The following is a 15269-nucleotide window of genomic DNA, read 5'->3' as shown; positions in this document are numbered from 1 at the left end:
ATGTACCTTTCCGGGATCTGGGGTGAGGCGAGGTTCCGTTACAGCCATATGAATTCCTCCTTTGCAGATTGCCATCTCGTAAGAGTGTCTGAATTAACGCTGTAACTCCCGCTCAACACGGTGGACCGTATCGGGCCAGACCTGCTCCGGGTTGGCATTTTGCTTCGCAATATCATTCAGCCGCCGAGTTATGATGTTGTGTACCGAAGGGTATCGTTCGCCAAAGAACGCTTCTGGCACATGCTGTGCCGATTCGGCAAATACAGGCCCTGTCGCCTGTCCGCCGAAGAAGGGCTCTTCTTCTTTCATCGCCGGTGTATCAAATACACCCGGTGCCGATGGAAACAGGTTCAACGTTGTATACTGTTCAAGCTGGTTTTCCGGGCTTTGCAGCCACTGGATGACTTCGAACGCTTCTTTTGGATGTTTGCTCGACTTCAAAATGGACAGAAATGACCCGCCGTTATTGCCGTCTCCCCCAGGAGCGCGAGTGACTCGCCACTTGCCCGATGTATCCGGTGCGGCTTCCTGCAATACCTGCTTCATCCAGACCGCTCCCACAAAGGAAGCAATCTCACCATTATTCATCGCTGCATTCCAGCCTGGGGTCCAGCCGTCTGCATTGGCGAGCAGCCCTTTTTGTTTGAAGGATACGGCGGTATCCCAGCTCTGCTTGACGAGTGGTGAATCCATGCCGATAAACGAGCCGTCCGGACGGAAATACCGTTCGGTTCCTTGCGACAATACTTGATTGTAAACGGTTCCAATATTATCGGTTAGAAATACCTTTCCTCCGAACTTCTCCTTAATCTGTTCTCCGGCAGCAGAATAGGCATCCCAATTGTTGATCTGACGAGCCACTTCTTCAGGCTCGGAAGGCAATCCGGCCTCCTTAAACAGATCTGCACGGTAGAAGAGAGCTGTAGGTCCCGTATCCATGGGGAAGCCGATCATCTGCCCGTCTGGCGTAACACCTTGCTTCCATTTCCAATCCAGATATTGGTCTTCGACGTCACCTGCGCCGAGATCATACAGATTATAGAAACGGTCCTCGCTGGGAAAGAGCTCCATGATCCAATCGTTCAATGCGACAATGTCGGGCTCACCGGAGCGCGCAGCGAGTGTCGTTTTGAGTTTTGCCTTGAAATCACCGCCGATTTTCTGGGCGGTCAGTTCAATATTGGGGAACTTTTCCTTGGCCTTGGCAATCAGCTTATCATCGATGGAACGGTTCCAGTACCATAATGTAAGCGCTACCTTTTTGTTGCTCGCTGAATCGTTCTGTCCCGGCCAGATGGAGCATCCGCTCACCAGCATGACACAGACTAGCAGAATGGCTGTCCAGCATGTTCTTTTCCGGCGGATCATGTGATAACCCCCTCATCGTTAAGTTCGAGGCATGAAGTGCGATGGACTACAACATAAGTGTATGAGCAGTTTATAAACTCATACCCAATATTCCTGAAATGAAACACAAATTTGTGTCGGTTACGTATCATGAATTTATTAGTTACTTTAAAAACAAAAGTTACTTGACACAACATAATTTTTATTTTAAACTTGCTTACATAAAGTAACTAATGATGATGACAATAATATAGATGCGTACGGTATGCCGTTCAGTGATCCATTTTCCGTCAAAATGCGAATCCATTCCTAACCAAAGATGGCTTAACAGGAGGAACTTACTAATGATTAATTCACATATTATTCAACTGCTTGCCCCCAAAATCCAGACTTTTCCGAGTGGAAAAGAATTTATATACCTCGTGGGTCCGATTAAGCTCCCGGTGAATCTTGATGGAGAGACACGTACCTTCCAGTGGTACAGCTGGATGAAATCGGAGAAGGCCATGGAAAGCGGTGAGCTGATTGAATCGCTCGCTACTGCCGAACTGGCTGAACGCCAGCAATCCAGTGTATTGGTATACGGTGACTTTGCCGAAGCACAGGAAGCGCTGATTCGGATGCACAGCATCTGTCATACAGGCGACATTTTTGGCAGCAAACGCTGTGATTGCGGCTTCCAGCTGGAGCAATCGATGAAGATGATTGCTGCCCACGGAGCAGGCGCGCTGTTCTACTTGGCGAACCATGAGGGCCGCGGTATCGGACTGTTCAGCAAAGCGATGGCATACCTGCTGCAAGAGGAAGGTTTGGATACAGTTGATGCGAACCTGCAACTTGGATTCACGGATGATGCGCGTAATTATGATGATGCCATTTCCGTATTGCGTGCATTGCGTTCAGCTCCCGTTACATTGATCACCAACAATCCACGGAAGCTCGCTGCTTTGCAGGAAGCGGGATTGAATGTGGGTGGACGTGTTCCACTGTGGGGAGATCGTTCGGCCTTCAACGAAAAATATTTGCAGACCAAAGTGAGCCGTTCCGGCCACTTGGCAGAGAAGGATGGCTGGGCTGGAGAAGAAACCTTGCTTCCGCATGCCCAGGCTTAAAAGGATGATCCTGATTTATCATTCTGCATAATTTTTTTATGAAGTCGATTTGTCCTACTGTTCAATAGACAGGACAATTTAAGCTGTTCGTGTATGCTCCTTCCGGGGTGTACATGAACAGCTTTTTTGAGTTTGGACAACGAAGCGGCCCAGTCTTACGTCAAGAAATGTTCTTTCGACCCTGACTTCCCTTGCCGTTCCACCATGTGAACTATACAATATAGGCATCTGATTTATGCGGGAGGAACGAGGGTGCCATTTGAGGGACAGTATGTGTTACCGGCTGCCAAGAGTATGAAGCAGTTCGAAGTAATGATTGAAGGCCCTTACACCTATGGGGTTGTGCTAGATACACACATCGCGCAGCTTCACAGTGTGATGGAGGAAGCGCGGCGGCGTGACAAGAAAATATTACTTCATGCCGATCTGGTGCAGGGGCTGAAGAACGATGAATATGCCGCAGAGTATTTATGCCAGCATATTCGCCCGGCAGGACTCATCTCAACACGAGCCAGTGTAATTCAGAAGGCAAAGCAGAAAGGGATTACAGCCATTCAGCGCATTTTTTTGCTGGATACCAATGCGCTGGAGAAAAGTTATCTTTTGCTGTCCAAGACCCAGCCGGATTATATTGAAGTACTGCCTGGTGTTATTCCGCATATTATTGCAGAAGTATCCATACGGACAGGTATCCCCATCATTGCAGGCGGGTTGATCCGCTCACCGGAAGAGGTTGAACTGGCTTTGGAAGCCGGAGCTACCGCAGTAACCACTTCCAACGTGGACCTAATTCGGCACTACAAGAAATCGCATACAGAATATAAGCAGTAATCCCACAACAGGAGGTTGTCTGTATGGAAAAATATATATTGGCCCTTGATCAGGGGACGACGAGTTCCCGGGCTATTCTGTTTAACCGAAGCGGGGAGATCGTGCATATTGCACAGCAGGAATTTCCGCAATACTTTCCCAAGCCGGGATGGGTGGAGCAGAACGCCAATGAAATCTGGAGCTCCATTCTGGCAGTGATGGCTTCATGTCTGGCCGAAAGTGGAATCAAGCCGGTTCAGATTGCCGGCATCGGCATTACGAACCAGCGGGAAACGGTTGTGGTATGGGACAAAGAGACGGGCCGACCCATCTATAATGCTGTAGTTTGGCAGTCCAGACAAACGGCTGGAATTTGTGATGAGTTGAAGGCGAAGGGACTGGGTGATCTTTTTCATCGCAAAACGGGACTGCTCATTGACCCTTATTTCTCGGGAACCAAGGTAAAGTGGATTCTGGATCATGTGCCTGGTGCCCGGGAGCGTGCAGAGAAGGGTGAGCTTCTATTTGGTACGATCGATAGCTGGCTAATCTGGAAGCTGAGCGGCGGTACACATGTCACTGATGTATCCAATGCTTCCCGAACCTTAATGTACAACATCTATGATCTGCAATGGGATGACGAATTGCTGCAGATTCTGGACATTCCCAGAGCAATGCTGCCGGAGGTGCGCGGTTCATCCGAGGTGTATGCACATACGGTTGACTACCACTTCTTCGGTCATCGGATTCCGATTGCCGGAGCAGCAGGAGATCAGCAGTCGGCCTTATTCGGTCAAGGCTGTTACACAAAGGGGAGCATGAAAAATACGTACGGCACCGGATGTTTTATGCTCATGAATACCGGAGATCAGCCGGTGCAGTCCGATCACGGGCTGATCACAACCATTGCCTGGGGAATGAATGGCAAAATCGAGTATGCATTGGAAGGCAGCATTTTTGTTGCCGGTTCGGCGGTACAGTGGCTGCGTGACGGTTTAAGGATGCTTCGTTCCTCCAAAGATAGTGAGGACTATGCGGCACGCGTACCCTCTACAGACGGCGTTTATATGGTGCCAGCATTTGTCGGTCTGGGAAGCCCTTATTGGGACAGTGAGGTTAAGGGAGCGGTATTTGGCTTGACGCGAGGAACGACCAAAGAACATTTTATCCGTGCAACGCTGGAAGCACTGGCGTACCAAACCAAGGATGTATTGGCGGCCATGGAATCCGATTCAGGTATTTCAGTCAATGCCTTGCGCGTGGATGGGGGAGCGGCGGCCAATGATTTTCTGATGCAATTCCAGAGTGACATTCTGAATATCCCTGTTGAGCGTCCCACTGTGAACGAAACGACGGCATTAGGTGCGGCTTATTTGGCAGGACTTGCAGTTGGATATTGGAATAGCGCGGATGAATTGATGGATCACGAGAATACGGAACGTGTCTTCCATCCGGTTATGGCTGAAGAAGAGCGATCAGAACTGTATGCAGGGTGGCAACGTGCCGTGAAGGCAGCGATGGTTTTCAAATGAGTAGAGAATACGTGAAATGGGCATTTGTACTTTTTCGTTAAACTTATACAATAAATGATATTTATTGGTGGAAAATGATGCATAACTTACAGGGTTTATTTTCCTGGAGAAGAGAAAACAACTATCCACTTTAAGGGAAAATAAATGATTAATGGATCAGCTTGAAAATCCCTCCGCAGGCAGAACGACTTTTTGAAATTTTTTTGAATAATGTGTCATTTCAGGCCTTCACGCCGCCGGAAATGTGTGATAGGATTAACTCACAAGTTAAAAAATGATGTCTGGAGATCGGGAGAGACCACGTACCGCTCAGCAATTGCTGCAGCGAATGACGTGGTCTTTTTTTTGTGCTTTTGTGAGTAAAACAAAGGTAAGGAATGGGAGGAATCGGGATGACAGCATCGTTCTCGGCAGAAAAACGTACCGAATATTTGGATCGTATGGCGAATGCACATTTTGACATATTGATTATTGGCGGAGGAATCACGGGTGCCGGTATTGCACTGGATGCAGCATCCCGTGGATTGAAGACAGCACTGGTGGAAATGCAGGATTTTGCGGCAGGAACTTCAAGTCGATCCACCAAGCTGGTGCATGGCGGTCTACGGTATCTGAAGCAGCTTGAAGTGAAGATGGTTGCTGAGGTGGGACGGGAGCGAGCAGTGGTGTACGAGAATGGGCCGCATGTGACGACACCCGAACCGATGCTGCTTCCCATCTATACGGCAGGTACTTTTGGCCGCTTCAGCACATCCATTGGCCTGATGGTGTATGACCGTCTCGCTGGAGTTAAGCGTAGTGAACGACGTCAAATGTTAAATGCCGGAGCTGTCTTGGACAATGAGCCTTTGCTGCGCAGGGATGGGCTGCTCGGTGGTGGACGCTATGTGGAGTACCGGACGGACGATGCCCGGCTTACCATTGAAGTAATGAAGGAAGCGGTACGGCGCGGCGTTCAGGCCGTCAACTATGTAAAGGCAGCCGCATTCCTGAAGGAGAATGGGGTGGTTACAGGCATTCAGGCGGTGGATCAGATTAGCGGTCAATCATATGATCTGCGGGCAACCAAAGTGATTAATGCCTCCGGTCCATGGGTGGATGAGCTGCGCAAGATCGATGGGTCCCGTCAAGGAAAAACATTGCAGATGACGAAAGGAATTCATCTGATATTCGACGGCACACGTTTCCCGTTAAGGCAGGCTGTATATTTTGATACACCGGATGGACGAATGGTCTTTGCTGTCCCGCGGGAGGGTAAAACCTATGTAGGAACCACAGATACCGTGTTTGAAGAGGATCCCGCACACCCGTTAATCTCCCAGGCAGATCGGGATTATGTCATCGATGCCGTCAACGGGATGTTCCCAGACGTACGGATTCGTGCTGAGGATGTGGAGTCCGGCTGGGCGGGTGTGCGTCCGCTGATTCATGAAGAAGGCAAGGGGCCTTCTGAAATTTCACGCAAGGACGAAGTCTGGGTAGCCCCTTCGGGGTTAATTACGATTGCCGGGGGCAAATTAACAGGGTATCGCAAAATGGCCGAGGTGGTAGTTGATCTGGCTGCCCGCCAGTTGGAGCAGGAGATAGGAAGATCCGTTGGGCCATGTATAACGAAAGAAATGCCAATCTCAGGGGGAGATGTCGGAGGTTCTGCTAACTTTGGTGCGTATGCTGAACGCAAGATTAAGGACGGCGTCGCACTTGGACTTGATCGATCTGCTGCGGAGCGATTAGCCCGAGTATATGGGTCTAATGTGGATGCACTGTACGAGCGGATGCCTGAACCGCGGGCTAAGGCCGAGCTGCATGGTCTGCCTCAGGAGCTGCTGCTGATGCTGAGTTATGCGATCGACGAGGAGATGTCTGTAACACCGGCAGACTTTTTTGTGAGACGTACCGGGGACCTGTTTTTTCGCATTGACGAAGTGCGTCAGAATAAAGCAGCGGTAATTCAGTATATGGCTGAACGCATGGATTGGCTTGAGGAGCAAGTAACATGGTATACGCAGGAGCTGGATCAGTTGCTCTTGGAGGCATCGGGCCAAATTTAATGCAGGAATTCGCATCCGGGGGTCGAATGGAACATGTAAGTGTGTAACAGGAGAGGGGATTACATCTATGACTTTACAGATCGGAATCATTGGAACAGGTTGGTTCAGCAAGGTACATGCGGATATTCTGGCACGAATGGAAGGCGTTCGTGTAGCAGCTGTTTGTGGAACAGCGCTGGAGAAGGCGGAGGCCATGGCTTCCGTCTATGATGCTGTTGGCTACGGTGAACTTGAACATATGTTAGATGGTGAGAAGCTGGATGCAGTCTATATCTGTGTTCCTCCGATGTCTCACGGAACGATTGAAACCGAATTGATTCGTCGGGGTATCCCGTTCCTGGTAGAGAAACCGCTAAGTACAGGCATGGATATTCCCCGTCAGGTGCTGGACCAGGTACAGAAGTCCCGATTGTTGACGTCTGTAGGTTATCATTTCCGTTATCAGGAGGCTGCACAGGTGCTGCAACAAGCGATGAAGGAGCAGACCGTCGGTATGGCGCTTGGGCGCTGGATGGGCGGAATGCCAGGAGTCGCCTGGTGGCGTCGTCAGGAAGGCTCCGGGGGACAGTTTGTGGAACAGACGACTCATATCGTGGATCTGCTGCGGTACTGTGCTGGCGAAGTAACAGAGGTATACGCAGTTGCGGCCCAGCGCAGCATGCATGAGAAGCATGAACATGTCACGGTAGCTGATGTAGCGAATGTAACGCTTAAGCTGGAGAGTGGGGCCATCGCAAGCATTGCCAACACTTGCCTGCTGCCAGACGGTGAGGGCGGCGCAGGGCTCCAGTTCTACACGGATGCCGGAGTCTGGGATTGGACGCCTGAACGTCTTCTTCTGCCAAGTGCTGCCTCTCATGCGATGGCAGGTCTGGAGATTCCAGCAGGACATAACCCGTATGAGCGGGAAAATGAAGCGTTTATTCACGCCCTTCGTACCGGGGATCGCTCACGGATTTTGTCCGATTATGCAGATGCCTGTCGCACACAAGAGATTACAACGGCGGCATTGGTTTCGGCAGATTCGGGTTTGCCGGTACAGCTTCAGCACTCCAAACATCCCTCTCATTAATCCTTGTATGACGTAACAAGAACTATAAATCCATGACAAAGACGCCTGAATCGGGACTGATCCGAAGATCAGTTCAATTCAGGCGTCTTTGTGTTGAGCATGAATCAGAATGTAGCTACTTAGTAGACTGCTGCTGTTTCAACCAGTCGGAGGACCAGTTGTATATCTGATTAATGACAGGTTCAATGGCTCTGCCTTTGGGCGTCAATTCATACTCTACGCGGGGCGGAATTTCAGGGTACATATGCCGGGTTACGATACCTTCCATTTCCATTTCCTTCAGACGTTCGGACAACAAGCGACCGCTAATCGCCATTTCTGCTTCCAGCTCAGTGAATCGTTTGGGTCCGGATAACAGTTGGTACATGATAAGCAGCACCCACTTCTTACCAATGATATCCATGGCTTGAGTAATCATACAGGGACTTGGCGATTTTACTTTTCTCAGCTTCAACGTGTTCACCTCGATTCAAGTATTAAGGTTTTTTTCGTATATATAAAAGTGCGTGGCTTTCTGCCGCTCTGACCAAAGTAAGGGACAATGAAGTCAACCTGTTACTACAAATTGTACTGTAACATACCTTTTGTATGTATTATACACTATTCGTCAAAAAATTACTTGAATAAATAATGTTATTATTATATACTCACTTCATAAAAGTAAGTTAATGATTATTAATATGCATAATATCAGCACATACTAATTTCGCAGTGCAAAACGGCTATTTTTAAAAATAGAGTTACGTTGTAACTTTTACATAGATTGCTTTTTATACAACAGATGGATATGGATATTCATTTTCAGGAGGATTATACATATGAACAAAGGCTTAAGAATTCTGGGATATATTGCGTTGGTTGTGCTTGCAGGTGTGTTCGTGATGGCAGGGTTTAACAAGGTTAGTGGAGCAGAGATGATGATACAGACTTTCGAAGGGTTCTCCTATCCTACATGGACAATGTATCTCATTGGTGCAGTAGAACTGCTCAGTGCGGTGGGTCTGTTGATTCCACGTACTCGTCTTCTGGCTTCAGGAGTACTGACGTTCATTCTGATTGGGGCTGTGGGAAGTCATCTGATTTATGGACAATATACAGCTGTTCCTTTCCCGGCGGTGCTATTGGTTGCTAACATTGTCGTACTGATTATGGGCATGCGTAAACTGGAAGCAGAAGAATTGGATATGGATCTCGTGCAGGTCTAAGGGCAGAACTCTGTGGAGTACAGATATTGAAAGAGATGACCATTGTGATGCAGCGATAGTCATCTTTTTTCGTTCCACCAGAAGCGCTATAGTGTCTAATAGCTCAGCCGTGTATGAATATAAAAAAAAGAAGAACCCACAGTGATCAAAGGGTTCTCTTGCAGTAGGACTTCCTTCGTTCGGAAGATCTCCTGATTATAAATAATCAAAAAAGTCACTCGAAAGACGTTTTTCTTATAGTAATTTTTTTAATTGGGAGACGCGTCCTTGGCTGATGCCAAGCTTTTCCGCAATTTGCTGTTGAGCCAAACCGGGATTCTGTTCAACAATTTCCTTCATCTGTTGCAACATTCGTGCCGTTTTCGGCCGCAGGTCCGGGTACTCTTGGTTGGCAGCTCCAGCCCCTTCTTCCAATACGGGAGACGAGACTGTGGCGGATTCAGTAGCAGGACGCTCCACGGGTGCAGGAGCCTGTTTGTTCTGAGGAACGAACCATTCGGGAGTGTCATCCGGGTGTTTTAATTGAATTGCACAAGTCCGGCAGATGAATTGCTCTTTGAAATACATTTCCGTATCCACATCACCGCAAAACACACACAACGTTGATTTGTACTTTCTCAAAATCAACTCTTTCCCTTCAATGAAAAATTCAAGCGGATCGCCGATATGGATTTCCATCGTATCCCGCATTTCTTTGGGAAGGACAATTCGTCCAAGGCGGTCCAGAGATCTCTTCATTCCGGTTCTTTTCATCGCATCTCCCCCGCAATATTCTCAATTAAAACCTGTCCTTATTGTAAGGAAGAAAGGGCTTTAATACAACAATAATATTTCAAATAAAAGGGATGTTTCCAGCTATTATGGGAAAATAAGTTTAGAAAGTATAGGTGCAACTGCTAAAGTGAACAACGCAGCCAGCACCATGGAGATGCTGGAGATCGTTCCCGTCAGCGAACTGAGCTCAAATGCCTTGGATGTGCCTGTTCCGTGGGCACCGGTTCCAAACAGCGTTCCACGTGCGATCTCGCCATCAATACGCAGCATTTTCACAATGGATGGCCCCATAATTGCCCCCAGCAGACCAGTCATGATGACAAAAACCGCTGTAATAGCCGGAATGCCGCCAATCGTAGCCGATACGTTCATTGCAATTGGAGTCGTAATCGATCTCGGGATCAGACTATGAATGAGTCCGGAATCCAGGCGCAGCCATTTGGCGAGCAGGGCAGAAGAGAGGACCGCCACCACAGAGCCTGTCATAACACTGAAGACGATCTCGGAAATATGTTTTTTGAGTACATGGAAAAACGTATAAAGCGGTATGGCAAAAGCCACCGTAGCCGGTTGAAGCAGAAGACTTAGCCATTTGCCGCCACTGCTGTAGCTTGCGTAATCCGTACCTGTTGCGAGCAGCACGCCAACGACAAGCAGCGGCGTAATCAGCAGCGGAGAGAGATAAACTTTGGGCAGATTACGATACATGCGTTTGGCGACCCAATATATACCGACGGTTAACAAGAGACAGAGAAATCCAATCATCCGGTGTGACGCTCCTTTCGTTTGGCGATTCGGGTGGCAACAAGTCCCGTACAGGCCATGACCAAAAATGTGCTAAGCAGTACAATAAACAGAATTTGCAGTCCGTCTTGCTCCAACATGGGCATGTAGTTCATAATACCGACGGCTGAGGGGATAAAAAACAGCAATAGCTCACCGAGCAGCCAGGCAGCTCCAATTTCAATCCAACGCAGCTTCACGACGCCGGTCTGAAGCAAAATGAACAGCACGACCATGCCAAGTATGGAACCGGGTATAGGTAGATGGAGAGCACGGGCCAACTGGTCCATGAGCAGTGAAAAGGCCATTAAGAGTGCAACTTGTAAAATGCCAAGGCCCCATTTCTTCACTTTAATCCCTCCTAGTATAATTAACGTGATGATTTTGAAATGTTTATGAAAATGAATGGAAACATTGTTTGATATCACAAATTTTACATCGCATTCTTTCATGAGTAAAATGCATATTAAGAATGTTTACCATTCCATTTATCTATGAAGGATGGGGATCAGACGATGGATATCCGCCATTTGCAATATTTTCTCGAAGTTGCCCGGCAGCAAAGCTTCACCAAAGCAGCCGAAGTGTTGTTCATTACACAACCGACGATTAGCAAAACGGTCAAAAGCCTTGAAGATGAATTGGGCGTAACTCTGTTGGATCGTTATGGCAAGAAGGTTGCGCTGACGGATGCGGGGCATGTCTTTTTCCGGCAGGCGCTGGAGATTGAAAAATCATTTCGCAGCCTGTCGTCCGAGCTGGACGATCTGATGAATCTGAAGAAGGGGCATCTTCGAATTGGTCTGCCACCGATGGTGGGGTCCAGCTTTTTTCCGATGATTATTGGTGAATTCCATAAAGCTTACCCTCAGGTAACCATTCAGCTATTCGAGGATGGTGCCAAAAAAGTGGAGGCTGATGTCATCAGCGGTGCACTGGATATTGGTGTTGCTGTACTGCCAACAGTGGATGAACTGGTGGATCATTTTGTTTTTGTAAAAGAGAAGCTGAATCTGCTCGTACACCCTTCGCACCCGCTTGCGGGTAAAAAGTCGGTCGCTCTGCGCGAACTGGAGCATGATGCGTTTGTGCTGTTTCGAGAAGATTTTGCACTGCATGACCGGATTATTGCAGCCTGCCAGCATGTGGGATTTCAACCCCGGGTAGTGTATGAGAGCTCCCAGTGGGATCTGCTCAGTGCGATGGTAGCGGCCAATTTGGGTGTGGCGTTGCTGCCAGAGACAATCTGCCGTGAGGTGGATCATATGCGTGTGCGCATTATACCCGTGATGGAGCCCGTAATTCCGTGGCAGCTCGGCATGATCTGGCGGAGGGATCGATACTTATCCTTCGCAACCCGCGAGTGGATCAGTTTTACACAGTCCATGCTGAGTGAATAAGAATTCCGATCTTAACTCAAAGCTTTGGAATCTATATTAAAAAGACCCTCAACACGTGTTGAGGGTCTTTTTTCTGTCTATTTATAGAACTGGTAATATTAATGCTCCTCTATATGAACAATAAGAGTACGTGCTGTGTACAAGCTAATGCTGTTCCTGAAGTTCGGGTTGTGTTTTCTTCAAATATGCACGCCAAGTAATACACCACTGTTTCGGATCGTCCAAAGATGATTCATCATTGCGGTGCACCGTGCTGCTGTGCGGAGCCGATTTGACGATATCTGGCTGTGTATAGGCTTCATTCGAGATATGCTCCAGCGCATGGATATATTCGTCGAGATCTTCCTTGGAATAGGATTCGGTTGGCTCCAGTGTGAAAGGCTGTGGAACAATATATGGGTGATGGGAGGTCCAGTAATGCAGGCCGAAGTCGCACATTCTCCGCGTAATATCCTCGGTCGTCACTCCGGTCTCATCGGTTAGCTGCTTCCAGCTGTAACGGACCTGCTCTAAACGACGTCCTTGAACATACGGGGCACTCGCTCCGCGTATTTGAACAATTTTATGATATAAATAGTTGTTATTCAGCACCGCAACCTGGGCGACATCCTTCAGACCATCCGGTCCGAGACTCATAATCCAGGCGTAGGAGCGGAGGACGGTTTGGGCTACACCGTGAAAACTGCGCACCTTTCCGATGCTGACTTCAGTTTGATCTTTCAAGATATACCGTCCGCCCGCTTCCTTATCCACCAATGGCCCAGGCATGAAACTCTTCAAGGCGTCCGTCACCCCGAGAGCGCCCGTTGCAGGACCACCACACATATGGGGCGCAGCAAAGGTTTTGTGGAGATTGAAGAAGCACATATCAAAACCCGCTTCCTTCGCTCGTGTTATCCCGAGCAGGCCATTGGCGTTAGCCTGATCATAGTAGCAAACACCACCAGCTTCGTGCACCACATCTGTAAACTCGCGGATACGATGGTTATAGATGCCTGTGTCCTCTGGATTAGCCACGACGAATCCGGCTGTCCGTTCGGAGACAACGTTCTTCAGCTCCTCAAGGTCCGGGAATCCGTCTTCGTCTGGATGCAACGTAATAATCTTATATCCCTTGACGGCAGCTGTAGCGGCCTGAGAAGGATGAGAGAAGATGGTTGTAATGATCTCATCACGCTGCTCCCCTTCACCACGCGAATCATGATAGGCGCGGACGATGGAGGCCATAGCAAGAAGTGCCTGGGTTCCGCTGCTCGGTTGAAAGGAGAATGCATCCATACCAGAAATCTCTCGCATTGCCAGATCGAGATTATGGAATATTTCGAGCATGCCCTGAACAGAATCCACATTCTGTAGCGGATGAAGCTCAGTCATGCGTGGATTGCGGATAAGCATTTCGTTAATCCGGGGAATATATTTCATCGTGCAGGTTCCCTGGCCAATTTCCACGTTCATATCCGATCCCAGCGTTTCCTGGGATAATCTCAGATAATGCCGCAGTACCTTGGCCTGACCGATTTCTGGCAAAGCTGGCGTATTGCGCCGCCACATGGACGCCGGTATGCTGTCTTCCGCGCTACCTGCTTCAGCGGCTACAGCGGCTTCCGTCCCCGGGGGGATGACGCCCCGCTCTCCTGGTCGGTGAAGTTCAAAGATAACGGGCTCATCCCATTTCGCTTGGTGAAACTTACGAACCTTATGGTCTCTGCGAATCCGTTTCATGGCGTTCAGTCCTCCTCTATATGATCACTATGATGTGCTGACAATGGAACGAAGAGCATCGACAAGTCGGTCCAAATCCGACTGGGTGTGCGTTTCCGTGACGCAGTAGAGTGCACATTGATCCCACGCAGGGTAGGATGAAGATAAATCCTTGCCTCCAAAAATCCCTGTCTCCATTAATCTCTGGTTGATCTCGTCAACGGTTAGACCTGTATCATTAAAATCAACAACAAACTCTTTGAAAAAGGTGCCGTTTTCGAAGCGAAGAGACACACCTGGAATTCGTGATATCTGTTTCGCAGCGTAATGCGATTTCTGGATAATAGTGCTGCCAACCTCCTGCATTCCAACGGGACCGAGGAGGGCTAGGTATACACCTGCTGTAATACCCCATAAAGCGGTCTGAGTTCCTACCGATTCCTTGCCTTTCTCCCGAAGAGCGAATGAGGTACGTTCATAGGCAACATCCCCGAAGCCATATTCGCCTTCCACCTCGGTTGGCACGATGCCAAATAGTCGCGAAGGGTATTCCATTACGTATTTTTCCTCATCACGTGTTGCGATAAAGCCAGCCTGCCCACCGCCAAAGTTCATATGCATACCCAGCGGCTGCAAATCTCCGCAAATGATATCCGCCCCGTAGCGGCCCGGAGGCTCCAGAACTCCAAGTGAAATGGGATCAACACCTACAATAGAAACCGCATTTATTTTATGAGCAAGCTCAGATATTTCAGCTCCCTGATCCTCAATGATTCCAAGGTAACCGGGATTTTCAAAATATATCGCTGCCGTATCGTCACTTAATTTGCTACGCAGATCATTCAGATCCATTCGTCCTGTCACCTGATCGATGTCAACATACTGGATATCCATGACCGGAGTGCAGTAATTACGAATAATTGCCGCTTTATCCGGATCTACGGAACGCGGGAGCAGAACGATTTTGCGCCCTGTAATACGTCCCGCCATACGGATCGCAGTGGAAGCAGCCTGAGCCCAGTCGAAGGTTGGAACGTTTACAACATCCATATCCACGAGTTCGGCAAGCAGGCTCTGATATTCGAACAGGGCCTGGAACCGACCATGGTCCTCGTAAGGTTCTCCAGCATAGGCTGTCACGAATTCAGAACGCTGATTGATCTCGTCGCATACAGCCGGAATGAAATGCTGCCAGCATCCTGCCCCCAGAAAATTTAGATAATCTCCACCGTGCTTGTTCTTCGCTAGCAGTCCATCAATATGCCGGCGCAGTTCATACTCATTCATGGCTGGCGGAAGGTCCATCTCCCGCTGCAGCTTCAGGCTGTCAGGAATTGCGTCATGGAGCTGCTCCATAGACGTGAGACCTATTTCTTTCAGCATCGCGTCCCGGACCTCCGGAACGGTATTTGGAATATAGGGATGGGCATATGTTTTGTTGTGAGCCACAATTAACGCCTCCGTTCATATGTTGAGAAAATA

The 15269-nt window shown here is 48.7% G+C and carries 14 protein-coding genes; 7 read left to right on the top strand and 7 right to left on the bottom strand.

Going from position 1 to position 15269, the window contains the following annotated elements; all coding sequences use genetic code 11:
* Nucleotides 1-93: 93 nt before the first annotated feature.
* Nucleotides 94-1368 carry an ABC transporter substrate-binding protein gene (locus QP794_RS09355; RefSeq protein WP_285075946.1) on the bottom strand — a complete coding sequence of 425 codons (1275 nt, stop codon included), beginning with the start codon at nucleotides 1366-1368 and terminating at the stop codon, nucleotides 94-96.
* Nucleotides 1369-1691: 323 nt separating this feature from the next.
* Between QP794_RS09355 and QP794_RS09350 the strand changes: the two genes are divergently transcribed.
* The 5 genes from QP794_RS09350 (at nucleotide 1692) to QP794_RS09330 (ending at nucleotide 7924) form a co-directional block, all read left to right on the top strand.
* Nucleotides 1692-2459, top strand: a complete 768-nt coding sequence (locus QP794_RS09350; RefSeq protein WP_285075945.1) for a GTP cyclohydrolase II — start codon at nucleotides 1692-1694, stop codon at nucleotides 2457-2459.
* A gap of 252 nt (nucleotides 2460-2711) precedes the next feature.
* Nucleotides 2712-3290, top strand: coding sequence for a glycerol-3-phosphate responsive antiterminator (locus QP794_RS09345; protein WP_285075944.1), 579 nt, complete (start codon nucleotides 2712-2714; stop codon nucleotides 3288-3290).
* 23 nt (nucleotides 3291-3313) lie between these two features.
* The gene (gene glpK, locus QP794_RS09340) at nucleotides 3314-4801 is read left to right on the top strand and encodes a glycerol kinase GlpK (protein WP_285075943.1); all 1488 of its coding nucleotides are present in this window, start codon (nucleotides 3314-3316) and stop codon (nucleotides 4799-4801) included.
* 392 nt (nucleotides 4802-5193) lie between these two features.
* Nucleotides 5194-6852 (top strand): glycerol-3-phosphate dehydrogenase/oxidase, encoded by a 1659-nt coding sequence (locus QP794_RS09335; protein WP_285075942.1) that lies wholly within the window; start codon nucleotides 5194-5196, stop codon nucleotides 6850-6852.
* Nucleotides 6853-6919: 67 nt separating this feature from the next.
* The gene (locus QP794_RS09330) at nucleotides 6920-7924 is read left to right on the top strand and encodes a Gfo/Idh/MocA family protein (protein WP_285075941.1); all 1005 of its coding nucleotides are present in this window, start codon (nucleotides 6920-6922) and stop codon (nucleotides 7922-7924) included.
* Nucleotides 7925-8039: 115 nt separating this feature from the next.
* Here QP794_RS09330 and QP794_RS09325 read toward each other — a convergent pair whose 3' ends face one another.
* Nucleotides 8040-8342, bottom strand: a complete 303-nt coding sequence (locus tag QP794_RS09325) for a winged helix-turn-helix transcriptional regulator (protein ID WP_029880866.1) — start codon at nucleotides 8340-8342, stop codon at nucleotides 8040-8042.
* A gap of 400 nt (nucleotides 8343-8742) precedes the next feature.
* Between QP794_RS09325 and QP794_RS09320 the strand changes: the two genes are divergently transcribed.
* Nucleotides 8743-9129 (top strand): DoxX family protein, encoded by a 387-nt coding sequence (locus QP794_RS09320; protein WP_024629867.1) that lies wholly within the window; start codon nucleotides 8743-8745, stop codon nucleotides 9127-9129.
* A gap of 234 nt (nucleotides 9130-9363) precedes the next feature.
* Here the strand turns inward: QP794_RS09320 and QP794_RS09315 are convergent, their stop codons facing one another.
* The 3 genes from QP794_RS09315 to QP794_RS09305 form a co-directional block, all read right to left on the bottom strand.
* Nucleotides 9364-9882 (bottom strand): AbrB/MazE/SpoVT family DNA-binding domain-containing protein, encoded by a 519-nt coding sequence (locus tag QP794_RS09315; protein WP_285075940.1) that lies wholly within the window; start codon nucleotides 9880-9882, stop codon nucleotides 9364-9366.
* Nucleotides 9883-9987: 105 nt separating this feature from the next.
* Entirely contained in the window at nucleotides 9988-10668 is a 681-nt protein-coding gene (locus tag QP794_RS09310; RefSeq protein WP_285075939.1) for a CidB/LrgB family autolysis modulator, read from the bottom strand.
* A complete protein-coding gene (locus QP794_RS09305) occupies nucleotides 10665-11036 on the bottom strand; it encodes a CidA/LrgA family protein (RefSeq protein WP_024629872.1) in 372 nt (123 codons plus the stop codon). The genes QP794_RS09310 and QP794_RS09305 overlap by 4 nt, the downstream gene beginning before the upstream one ends.
* Before the next feature lie 165 nt (nucleotides 11037-11201).
* On the opposite strand from QP794_RS09305, the gene cidR reads away from it, so the two are divergent.
* Nucleotides 11202-12086, top strand: a complete 885-nt coding sequence (gene cidR / locus QP794_RS09300) for a cidABC operon transcriptional activator CidR (RefSeq protein ID WP_285076464.1) — start codon at nucleotides 11202-11204, stop codon at nucleotides 12084-12086.
* Nucleotides 12087-12230: 144 nt separating this feature from the next.
* On the opposite strand, the gene gcvPB is transcribed toward cidR, so the two are convergent.
* Both gcvPB and gcvPA read right to left on the bottom strand, forming a co-directional pair.
* Nucleotides 12231-13808 carry an aminomethyl-transferring glycine dehydrogenase subunit GcvPB gene (gene gcvPB / locus QP794_RS09295; protein ID WP_285075938.1) on the bottom strand — a complete coding sequence of 526 codons (1578 nt, stop codon included), beginning with the start codon at nucleotides 13806-13808 and terminating at the stop codon, nucleotides 12231-12233.
* A gap of 27 nt (nucleotides 13809-13835) precedes the next feature.
* Complete coding sequence (gcvPA, locus tag QP794_RS09290; protein ID WP_285075937.1) at nucleotides 13836-15236, bottom strand: aminomethyl-transferring glycine dehydrogenase subunit GcvPA; 1401 nt, start codon at nucleotides 15234-15236, stop codon at nucleotides 13836-13838.
* Nucleotides 15237-15269 lie beyond the last annotated feature (33 nt).

The sequence above is a fragment of the Paenibacillus sp. UMB7766-LJ446 genome (assembly GCF_030226665.1).
In the GTDB taxonomy this organism is placed as follows: domain Bacteria; phylum Bacillota; class Bacilli; order Paenibacillales; family Paenibacillaceae; genus Paenibacillus; species Paenibacillus vandeheii.
Note: the sequence above shows the minus strand (reverse complement) of the source record. Positions and strands in the feature narration are given on the sequence as shown.

Excerpts from the sequence above, each read along its gene's own strand:
- QP794_RS09355 (WP_285075946.1), bottom strand. The coding sequence starts at position 1,368 with ATGATCCGCCGGAAAAGAACATGCTGGACAGCCATTCTGCTAGTCTGT.
- QP794_RS09350 (WP_285075945.1), top strand. The coding sequence starts at position 1,692 with ATGATTAATTCACATATTATTCAACTGCTTGCCCCCAAAATCCAGACT.
- glpK (WP_285075943.1), top strand. The coding sequence starts at position 3,314 with ATGGAAAAATATATATTGGCCCTTGATCAGGGGACGACGAGTTCCCGG.
- QP794_RS09335 (WP_285075942.1), top strand. The coding sequence starts at position 5,194 with ATGACAGCATCGTTCTCGGCAGAAAAACGTACCGAATATTTGGATCGT.
- QP794_RS09330 (WP_285075941.1), top strand. The coding sequence starts at position 6,920 with ATGACTTTACAGATCGGAATCATTGGAACAGGTTGGTTCAGCAAGGTA.
- QP794_RS09325 (WP_029880866.1), bottom strand. The coding sequence starts at position 8,342 with ATGATTACTCAAGCCATGGATATCATTGGTAAGAAGTGGGTGCTGCTT.
- QP794_RS09320 (WP_024629867.1), top strand. The coding sequence starts at position 8,743 with ATGAACAAAGGCTTAAGAATTCTGGGATATATTGCGTTGGTTGTGCTT.
- QP794_RS09315 (WP_285075940.1), bottom strand. The coding sequence starts at position 9,882 with ATGAAAAGAACCGGAATGAAGAGATCTCTGGACCGCCTTGGACGAATT.
- QP794_RS09310 (WP_285075939.1), bottom strand. The coding sequence starts at position 10,668 with ATGATTGGATTTCTCTGTCTCTTGTTAACCGTCGGTATATATTGGGTC.
- cidR (WP_285076464.1), top strand. The coding sequence starts at position 11,202 with ATGGATATCCGCCATTTGCAATATTTTCTCGAAGTTGCCCGGCAGCAA.
- gcvPB (WP_285075938.1), bottom strand. The coding sequence starts at position 13,808 with ATGAAACGGATTCGCAGAGACCATAAGGTTCGTAAGTTTCACCAAGCG.